The sequence below is a fragment of the Paraburkholderia sp. BR10882 genome, assembly GCF_040948855.1.
GTDB classification, from domain to species: Bacteria; Pseudomonadota; Gammaproteobacteria; order Burkholderiales; family Burkholderiaceae; genus Paraburkholderia; species Paraburkholderia nodosa_A.
This window is the reverse complement of the sequence record NZ_JBFPKP010000022.1, coordinates 105,249-111,584: the sequence shown is the minus strand read 5'-3', so window position 1 is coordinate 111,584 and position 6,336 is coordinate 105,249. Positions and strand designations below refer to the sequence as shown.

The following is a 6,336-nucleotide window of genomic DNA, read 5'->3' as shown; positions in this document are numbered from 1 at the left end:
TGCAGACCCAACCGCAGCGCGCGAAGCGAGCAGCGGGATGAATGAGCGCCTTGTCACTGACATTGAAGGTGCGAGGCGACAGACGCTCCGGAGCCATTCACCATTTATGGCGAGATGTGAACTGTGGCAGGCATTGGCGGTTTGAGCGGCTTTCTTTGCCTACTTTCTTTGCCGCCGCAAAGAAAGTAGGTGCCGCCCCGCACAGGGGCAACACATGCATACCGACGCGAAAACAAGGAAAGGCCAAAAAAAGCGCCCAACCGGCAAAAAAAGTCAATGCAAGGAACCACTAACACCCACCTCAGCAAGCGCAGCACCACTCCGCAATAGCGCATCGAGATCCGCCAACTGCACCGCATCCTGCCCACTACGTTGCGCACGGAACATAACCGGCGGCACCCCGAACTGCTTGCGAAACTCACGCCCAAGATGCGAAGCATCCGAAAACCCGCAACTAGAAGCAATATCGGCAACGGTGCGATCCGAACTCGTGAGTAACCAGGCGGCCGTCCGCAGACGCAACGCATTGGCAAACGCGCGCGGACTCTTCCCCGTCTCCGCCTTGAAAAGGCGTTCGAGTTGCCGCGGCGAGAGGTTCAGCTTGCAGGCCAGTTCTTCCAGCGGCACGTTGCGGCCAACCTGCTGCTCCATCAACAGTACGGCGCGCTTCACCTTCGGGTGCGTGGCAGGCTCGAGACCGGGCGGATGAGGCTGAGGCGCATTGCCCTTTTGCATTTCGCCGACCAGCAAAATGCGCAGCGCCTTCTGCACAGTCGCATGATCGAAGTGGCGCAGCAAAATGGCAGCGGCGACGTCGATCGACGCGCGGCCGCCCGAGCAGGTAATGCGGCGCCGGTCGATCGCGAACAGACGGTCGGCGACGATGGAATCGGCATTGACGTTAGGGAAGCGCTCGATGAAGTCCCAATAGTGGAACCAGCTCACGCAAATACGGTGACCATCGAGCACGCCGGCGCGCATGAGCGCGAAAACGCCTGTGCAGATCCCGACGACTGTCGTCTCGGCGCCGGCCGCGCGACGGATGTACTGAAGCGTCGCTTCGCTGGCGTGCGGGCCGGAGTGCAGCAGTCCGCCCACGACCACGAGATAGTCGACCGGTTCGGCTTCGGCGAAGGTTTCCCAAGGCGCGATCTGGATGCCGCAACTCGCACGCACGGGTGCGAGCGTTTCGCCAATCACGCGCCACGAGCAGCGCACTGGCTTGCTGTAGTCGCCTTCGTCGGCAGACAGACGCAGCATGTCGACGAAACCCGAGAACGCGGTCAGCGTGAAGTTCGGCAGCAGCACGATGCCGAAACGGATGCGCTCCTTGGGAGCGGCGTCGATGGAAACGGCGGTGGCGAGTGTGTCGGACATGGAGGCACAGGAAAGCGACGATGCGGTTTTAGCCAAGCTTCCCCGATAAGGCCCCGAGGCGCTTGTCGATTTCCGCCATCGATCTTCGCAAAAGCGAAGTTTTGAAGGAATACACGCAGCATGGCGGGGCGGTTCCGCCGCTCTGGCGCGTTCATTCTAGCGGCGGCGCCGCCGCTTTGGTCAACTCCCTAGCGGGCACACGCCCCACGCTGACCCCGTCCACGAGGCCTGCTGTCATGCCGCGCACCGCAACCGTCGAACTCAACAAACGCGCCTGTCACGGCGACGCCGAAGCCGCGCTCGCCCTGCTGGAGCAAAGCATGGCGTGCGGACACGGGCGTATCGGGCTGCTGCGCTATCTGCAGGCGCGTTGCGTGGGCGCGCCGCTCGCGCAGCGGCATCACGACTATGCAGAGCGGGTGGCGAGCAGGATGAGCGAGGGCGCGTTCGCGGCGCTGGCGGCACAGGCGCAGCGCCGCCACAGCATGGCGGCGTGAACGCTCATACGCTTGCTTACAGTACGACGGTGCGGCCGTCGTTGATGAAGACCCGGCGCTCGAGAAATACGCGCACGGCGCGCGCGAGCGTCACGCATTCCACGTCTCGGCCGACGGCCAGCAGGCGCTCGGGGTTCAGCGAGTGGTCCACCCGCTGCACTTCCTGCTCGATGATCGGGCCTTCGTCGAGATCGTCGGTGACGAAGTGCGCGGTCGCGCCGATCAGCTTGACCCCGCGCACGTGCGCCTGGTGATACGGGCGCGCGCCCTTGAAGCCGGGCAGGAAGGAATGGTGGATGTTGATGGCGCGGCCGGCCAGCCTCCGACTCGTTTCGTCTGAAAGAATCTGCATGTAGCGCGCGAGAATCAGCAGTTCCGAACCGGTCGAATCGAACAAGTCGAGGATGGCGGCTTCCTGTTCACGCCGCGTTTCAGGCGTGACGGGGAGATAGTGAAACGGCAGGTCATGCTGTTTTGCGAGCGGCTCGAAATCGCGGTGATTCGAGGCAATGCCCGCAATGTCCATCTGCAGCTCGCCCATGCGCCAGCGAAACAGCAGGTCGGCGAGGCAGTGTTCGAGCTTGGACACCATGATGAGCACTTTGGGACGCACCCGCAGGTCGTGAATGGCCCAGGTCATTTCGTGCTTGCGCGCGACGCTCGCGAACTCGTCCCGCAGGCCCGCGAGATCGAAGCGCTCGCCCGCGCCGGGCTGCACGACCTCGTGAAAGACGCAGCGCAGGAAGAAGCGCGTGCTGATGTCGTCGTCGAACACCGTGAGCTCGTCGATATAGCCGCGGTGCGCGTCGAGAAAGCCGGCGACCGCGGCAACCTGCCCCGCGGCGGCGGGGCAGGATAGCGTGAGCACGTAGCGGTGCTGCGGGTCTTCGGTGGGCATGCGCGTTCTCCTCGTGTCGTGGTGCGCCCGCTGCATCTTGCGCGTCGTGCGGGGGCGCTGGCTTGATGGCGCAAGTAAGCCACCAATCGGCATGCCGCACATAGAACCCACGCGCTGTATCGAGAGAATGAATACGCCAACCCAACGCCAAACCTGCACCAGCAACAAGAAGGTCGTTTTTGCCCCTATGGCTGTCGCGTTCCTCCTATCCGCCGCTTTTTTCTCCGGCAAGCATGGGCTGCGGCGATACGGGAGCGGAGATGGAGAGTTATCTGGGTCTGCAGGCTAGGGCGTTGAACGGGCAGTGTGCCGCGCTTTTTCGCGTGCGCACATCGGTCACCGATGTGTATATGTCGGTGAGCCGCTCGAACTACGGCAACGACGAACGGGCCGTGGTCGAAGTCGACTGCGCGCGCTTCCTGAGGCTCTGGCGTGCCGACCCGCGCAGCGAGCACGCCGGGCTCGCAGACGGCAATCCGCAAATATGGCGTGCCGACCCGCGCTTCGAACTGGCGGCCGAAGGTTTCAGTTTCGGCGAAGAAGATCCGGTGCCGCTTGCGGAAGTCAGTTGCCCGGCGAGCGCCGCCGTGCCGTATGTTGCGTTCACCGATGGCGTGATGCGGACCCTCTGGCTAGCCGCTTACTCAGCGAAGTCCTTTCCGGTGGAATGCGGCGTGAAAGACGCCGAGGCGCTGCAGCGCCTGGCTGGCACGCCTGGCAGCCGCTGGTTCAGCGTTGCCGAACTCGTTCCGCCGCAAGCCGCTCGAGCCCGTGAATGACGCGATAGCGTCAGTGTGCGAGCGCCCACATGAGCGACACGGAGAAGGCGCCCACCACGACGGACGCGCAGCGCTGGAAGAACGCGGGACGAATGAACGGTGCACGACCGTTGCGCGGCGCGGCGCCAATGGCGATCCACGTCAGGCCGATGGGAATCAGCAAGACCGCGAAGATCGCCATGGCCTGGGACCACGTCATGACGCTCGCGAACGCCGCGGGCGGGAAAATCGAGCCCGCGAACAAAATGGCCTTGGGATTGAGCACCGTGGCGCTGAACAGCGTGCGCGTGCTCACTACGCCCCTGGCCGAGGTTTCGATCGAGTTGGCCGTGAACCAGAGGCGCAAGGCGAGCCACGCCAGATAGAGGCTGCTGGCCACACGCAGCACCTTCGGCAGCCAGCCCAGCGAATGCGATGCATGGGTGAAGCAAAGCCCCCAGACGGTAATCGACACCAGGTAGCCGGCCAGTTCGGCTGCGGTCAGATGCGCGGAGCGGCGCAGGCCCTGCCGCAACCCGGCGGCAGCGAGCAGCGTGTTGGTCGGCCCCGGCATGAGCAGCACGATCGCACAGCCCGAGACCATCAGCCCGATGGTGGAAATGGAAAGCATGGGAGCGACTGGGGAATAGGGTGTTCGGATGATTGAAAGCCGACTGTAGGGCGTTATGGCAGCCAGTGACGAAAACTGTCCCGCGGCGCCCGCATTCTACGGCTTGCGCCGATATATGCCTATTTCAGCCGGGTTCGATGCGCTAAACCATCGACCGATATTCGTCATGCTGAGAGCGGCATCTGCTTTGTCCAAATGCGTGCTTATGTCGCGCGCCTAAATTATTGATTTCAATGTATCTCTTGATGCGTAACAAATCATTTCAAAATATTTCGTGCTCCACCCTAAATAACTCGCGATTCCCGCCGTTAAAGTACGCACGAGAACTCTGCCCAGAAAATTTACGGGCCGAGGAAGAATAAACACACGCCGTCCGGGGTCGAGAGCCCGCACGCTGCGGCCGCCGTTATCAACCCCTATGCCTGATTTGTCGTGGACCATGCCCGTGGCGCGCTGGTCCTTCTGGTCTTCCGCATCGGAAAGTGTGCCTGAGGTTGCGTTCGTCGATCCGATGATGCGCCGCCGCCTGAGCGCGCTTTCGCGGATGGCGCTGAAGGTGGCGGGCGACTGCGTCGATGCGCAAACCAGGCCGCGCCTGGTCTTCGCATCACGGCACGGCGAGTTGCGCCGCACAACGGACATTCTGCGCGACATCGAAGCACACAAGCCCGTTTCACCGAACGCCTTCAGCCTTTCCGTGCTCAATGCGATGACGGGGCTGTTCGGCATCGTGCGCGGCGACCGTTCGCCGGCTACGGCCCTCTCGGCAGGGGCACAGACGCTGGGCTACGCGCTGCTCGAAGGCCATGCGCTGCATACGGAAGACCCCGAAAGCCCGGTCCTGGTCGTCTACGCCGACGAACCCGCCGACGCGCGCTACGGCACGGTCGAGCAGGAAGTGCAGCGCGGCGCGTTCGCGTTGCTGCTCGATGCGAGCGAGGCGCCGCAAGGCCGGCTCGCGTGCTCCATCGCGGAAAACAAGCCGGGCTCGGCAGCACAGGCACGCCAATTCGCTACGCAAAGTGAAGCGCTGCATCACTGCCTGAGCGGCGGCGAAAGCGCCGCGTGGCAGGGCAGCGGCGGCACATGGCAATGGAGCTGGCATGTCGGCTCGGCTTGATTATGGCTGGCGGCTCTTCGCCACCGGCTTCAGTCTCGCGTTTTTCGGCGCGTGCGGGCTGCTCTTCTCGGTGATCGTATTTCCGCTCGCAGCGGTCTGGCCGCATCGCGCTTCGCGGCAACGCGCGGTCACCACGGTCATTCACTGGTTTTTCCGCTCGCTCGTGGCCGCCTTGCAGCGCGCGGGCGTCATGAAGCTCGACGTGGCCGGCGCAAACGCGCTGCGCTCGGGCGCACCCGCCATCGTTGTCGCGAACCATCCCACCTATCTCGACGTGGTGGTGCTGCTCGCGCTCACGCCTTCGGCCTGTTGCGTCGTGAAGAACGCGCACTGGCGCAACCCGTGCTTCTGGGGCATCGTGCGCGCGGCCGAGTACGTGAGCAACGCCGATCCCACAGGCTTCGTGCAGGACTGCGCGCGCCAGCTCGCGAACGGCTACAGCATGATCATTTTTCCCGAAGGCTCACGCAGCCCCGCGCCGAATCGCCTGCATGCGTTCTCGCGCGGCTTCGCGCATACGGCGCTCGAGGCCGGCGCGCCGGTTCTGCCTGTGCTCATGCACTGCGATCCGCCCGCCTTCACCAAGCAGATGCGCTGGTATCACGTTCCGCAGCGGCCCTTCCGCATGAGCGTGAACGTGCTGGCGCCCATCGGCATCCAGCCGCTCGCGCCGCGCGACATGCCTTCCGCACTCGCCGCGCGCAACGTTACGCGCACCATCGAGGCGCAAATCACACAGCACCTGTTTGACTATGGATACTTTAAAACTGGAAATTAAGCGGCTCCTGATCGAGGCGCTCGATCTCGAGCATCTCACGCCCGCCGATATCGACGACGACGCGCCGCTGTTCGACACCGACGGCGTGGGGCTCGACTCGATCGACGCACTGGAGATCGGCATCGTGCTGCGCCAGCGCTATCAACTGACCATCAACGCCGACGACGAAAACGTGCGCGGCTACTTCCGGTCGATCAACACGCTCGCGGCGCTCGTCGCGGGGCACACAAACGAAAACGAGGCGCTGGAAGCCACTGCAGGGAAAGGGGATTGAATC

Annotated in this window: 8 protein-coding genes; 5 read left to right on the top strand and 3 right to left on the bottom strand. The window is 63.7% G+C overall.

What is annotated here, in order from left to right; genetic code table 11:
* Positions 1-273: 273 nt before the first annotated feature.
* The gene (locus tag AB3X99_RS34915; RefSeq protein WP_368619588.1) at positions 274-1,377 is read right to left on the bottom strand and encodes a GlxA family transcriptional regulator; all 1,104 of its coding nucleotides are present in this window, start codon (positions 1,375-1,377) and stop codon (positions 274-276) included.
* Between the two features lie 236 nt (positions 1,378-1,613).
* On the opposite strand from AB3X99_RS34915, the gene AB3X99_RS34910 reads away from it, so the two are divergent.
* Complete coding sequence (locus tag AB3X99_RS34910) at positions 1,614-1,874, top strand: hypothetical protein (protein ID WP_368619587.1); 261 nt, start codon at positions 1,614-1,616, stop codon at positions 1,872-1,874.
* Positions 1,875-1,890: 16 nt separating this feature from the next.
* On the opposite strand, the gene purU is transcribed toward AB3X99_RS34910, so the two are convergent.
* The gene (gene purU, locus AB3X99_RS34905; protein WP_342946207.1) at positions 1,891-2,772 is read right to left on the bottom strand and encodes a formyltetrahydrofolate deformylase; all 882 of its coding nucleotides are present in this window, start codon (positions 2,770-2,772) and stop codon (positions 1,891-1,893) included.
* Between the two features lie 260 nt (positions 2,773-3,032).
* On the opposite strand from purU, the gene AB3X99_RS34900 reads away from it, so the two are divergent.
* Positions 3,033-3,551: a hypothetical protein gene (locus AB3X99_RS34900; protein WP_368603514.1), complete on the top strand. Its 519-nt coding sequence runs from the start codon at positions 3,033-3,035 to the stop codon at positions 3,549-3,551.
* Positions 3,552-3,561: 10 nt separating this feature from the next.
* On the opposite strand, the gene AB3X99_RS34895 is transcribed toward AB3X99_RS34900, so the two are convergent.
* Positions 3,562-4,161 carry a LysE family translocator gene (locus tag AB3X99_RS34895; RefSeq protein WP_069267951.1) on the bottom strand — a complete coding sequence of 200 codons (600 nt, stop codon included), beginning with the start codon at positions 4,159-4,161 and terminating at the stop codon, positions 3,562-3,564.
* Between the two features lie 418 nt (positions 4,162-4,579).
* Here AB3X99_RS34895 and AB3X99_RS34890 point away from each other — a divergent pair, with 418 nt between their 5' ends.
* Genes AB3X99_RS34890 through AB3X99_RS34880 form a run of 3 tightly spaced genes read left to right on the top strand, consistent with a single transcriptional unit; the run spans position 4,580 to position 6,333 of the window.
* Positions 4,580-5,281 carry a beta-ketoacyl synthase chain length factor gene (locus AB3X99_RS34890; protein ID WP_069267952.1) on the top strand — a complete coding sequence of 234 codons (702 nt, stop codon included), beginning with the start codon at positions 4,580-4,582 and terminating at the stop codon, positions 5,279-5,281.
* A complete protein-coding gene (locus AB3X99_RS34885; RefSeq protein ID WP_069267953.1) occupies positions 5,265-6,059 on the top strand; it encodes a 1-acyl-sn-glycerol-3-phosphate acyltransferase in 795 nt (264 codons plus the stop codon). Before AB3X99_RS34890 ends, AB3X99_RS34885 begins: the two co-directional genes overlap by 17 nt.
* Positions 6,034-6,333, top strand: coding sequence for a phosphopantetheine-binding protein (locus AB3X99_RS34880; RefSeq protein ID WP_069267954.1), 300 nt, complete (start codon positions 6,034-6,036; stop codon positions 6,331-6,333). The genes AB3X99_RS34885 and AB3X99_RS34880 overlap by 26 nt, the downstream gene beginning before the upstream one ends.
* Positions 6,334-6,336 lie beyond the last annotated feature (3 nt).

Excerpts from the sequence above, each read along its gene's own strand:
- AB3X99_RS34915 (WP_368619588.1), bottom strand. The coding sequence starts at position 1,377 with ATGTCCGACACACTCGCCACCGCCGTTTCCATCGACGCCGCTCCCAAG.
- AB3X99_RS34910 (WP_368619587.1), top strand. The coding sequence starts at position 1,614 with ATGCCGCGCACCGCAACCGTCGAACTCAACAAACGCGCCTGTCACGGC.
- purU (WP_342946207.1), bottom strand. The coding sequence starts at position 2,772 with ATGCCCACCGAAGACCCGCAGCACCGCTACGTGCTCACGCTATCCTGC.
- AB3X99_RS34900 (WP_368603514.1), top strand. The coding sequence starts at position 3,033 with ATGGAGAGTTATCTGGGTCTGCAGGCTAGGGCGTTGAACGGGCAGTGT.
- AB3X99_RS34895 (WP_069267951.1), bottom strand. The coding sequence starts at position 4,161 with ATGCTTTCCATTTCCACCATCGGGCTGATGGTCTCGGGCTGTGCGATC.
- AB3X99_RS34890 (WP_069267952.1), top strand. The coding sequence starts at position 4,580 with ATGCCTGATTTGTCGTGGACCATGCCCGTGGCGCGCTGGTCCTTCTGG.
- AB3X99_RS34885 (WP_069267953.1), top strand. The coding sequence starts at position 5,265 with ATGTCGGCTCGGCTTGATTATGGCTGGCGGCTCTTCGCCACCGGCTTC.
- AB3X99_RS34880 (WP_069267954.1), top strand. The coding sequence starts at position 6,034 with ATGGATACTTTAAAACTGGAAATTAAGCGGCTCCTGATCGAGGCGCTC.